General features: G+C 49.2%; 1 protein-coding gene. It reads right to left on the bottom strand.

From position 1 onward, the window contains the following. Window positions 1-188: 188 nt before the first annotated feature. On the bottom strand, window positions 189-749 hold the full coding sequence (locus tag A3AG_RS32310; RefSeq protein WP_115671149.1) for a hemerythrin domain-containing protein: 561 nt from the start codon (window positions 747-749) through the stop codon (window positions 189-191). Between the last annotated feature and the right edge of the window lie 814 nt (window positions 750-1,563).

Consider the following 1,563-nt stretch of genomic DNA (forward strand, 5'->3'; position numbering starts at 1 on the left):
CCGCCGAAACCAGCGAGCAGCTTCCCGCCGAAACAGGTGATCACGTTCCCCCGAAATCGCTGATCAAGCGCCCCGAAATACGCAGTCTAATTGATCGAAACGCTTTCACAACGTATCGCTCATTAGAGGTCAAAGGTGTCAACTTGTATGCCGCTTGTGACTTGGAAAAAGGGTCGCCGGTATTCAGTTCACCGATCCAACTGCTCCTCATCATGTATTTGCTTGCGCAATGTCGCGAAATGCTCCTGAAGACTTATCCCACATACCGGATGAACGCTCTCCGGAACGACGGCGGCACCGACTTTGGCCCAATCCTCTGCAGTCAGCATCTCCCCTGTTCGTGGCATGACTAGCTTTTCCTCGGAAGATAGATGATTGCGATAGTAAGCAAGATATACTGCCGCTTGCGCCACTAACACGTCTCTAGGCGTTATAACGTCCCATTCGGCGCCCTTGAAGTGGTCAAGTAGTTGGGCGCTGGTTTCCGCGATCACTAGATGTTCCTGTAGAAGTCGATTCACCACGAGCTGTATATCGGGATCTCGCTTCACCAGTAAAGAAAAAGCAACATCCTCTCGAGGGTGATGAATGCGATCGCCATAATCACACATGTACTCGACGATTTTAGCTATCAATCGATAATTAGGATGTCGTCCCTCAAAAAAAGCCCCGATTTGATTTTGGAGTAGGTCTAGTAAATGAGCGAAGTACAAATGATCATTATGCCAATCAGTAATGGTATTGTTCATTTCGTTGGCCATCCCAAGGGATGGGGTTGTTATTGGAATTTAGGTTAAAGTTTTAATTTTTTACCAAAGGCTAACATCCAGTGGCTTTAAAAAAACCAAAAATGCGAGTAAGACAGAGTCCGCGTGATGTTTAACCCGTGTCCATGCCAAGGGGATAGCGCTAGAGCAGTCAAGTTCTCCTCGTGCATTATTCCTGCGCCCCATGACCGTGATCTCATCGTTGACCGGCCGTACACCGCCACACAGCCTATCGGCTTCGTTTCCCATGAACGGAGTGATTGAGTTGTACAGATGTCTGCCATTTCGATATCGTTTGTGAGTTTCACCGGGGATATTAAATATCGGCTCTGAGCTAGGCTTCAACCGGGGGGGGCGCTCATACCATAGGCGTCGTCAAGGCAGGCTCTCAAGAAACATCCAATCGCAATATATATGCCAATGGCATGGCGCTTTGGCAATGCGCAATGTAATTAGACATCGAATGTCATAGATGCGACTGTTTGTCGTAAATCAAACGGCAGGCCGGTGTTTGACAACTGCGAAAGGCAGAACCATTTCCGGCCTGCTTCGACAGGCGGAATTGTGTGTAGGAGCTCTCAACCCTACTGTTGTGAATGGGTTGCCGTGCTGCTTTTCACACTACTGCAAGCAGGAACGCCGTGGTATATCTTCGACCAGGCCCCCGCTAAAGGCACCTCATTACACACAACTCCTGGCGGCTGGTGCTCTGCAGAAAGTCGTTTACGGTCAATGACATAGCGGGTGGGGTTGTAAACTCTTTCGGAATGTCGTTCACTCTTGCAATTTGGGCGGC

This window comes from Cupriavidus neocaledonicus (genome assembly GCF_000372525.1).
GTDB classification, from domain to species: Bacteria; Pseudomonadota; Gammaproteobacteria; order Burkholderiales; family Burkholderiaceae; genus Cupriavidus; species Cupriavidus neocaledonicus.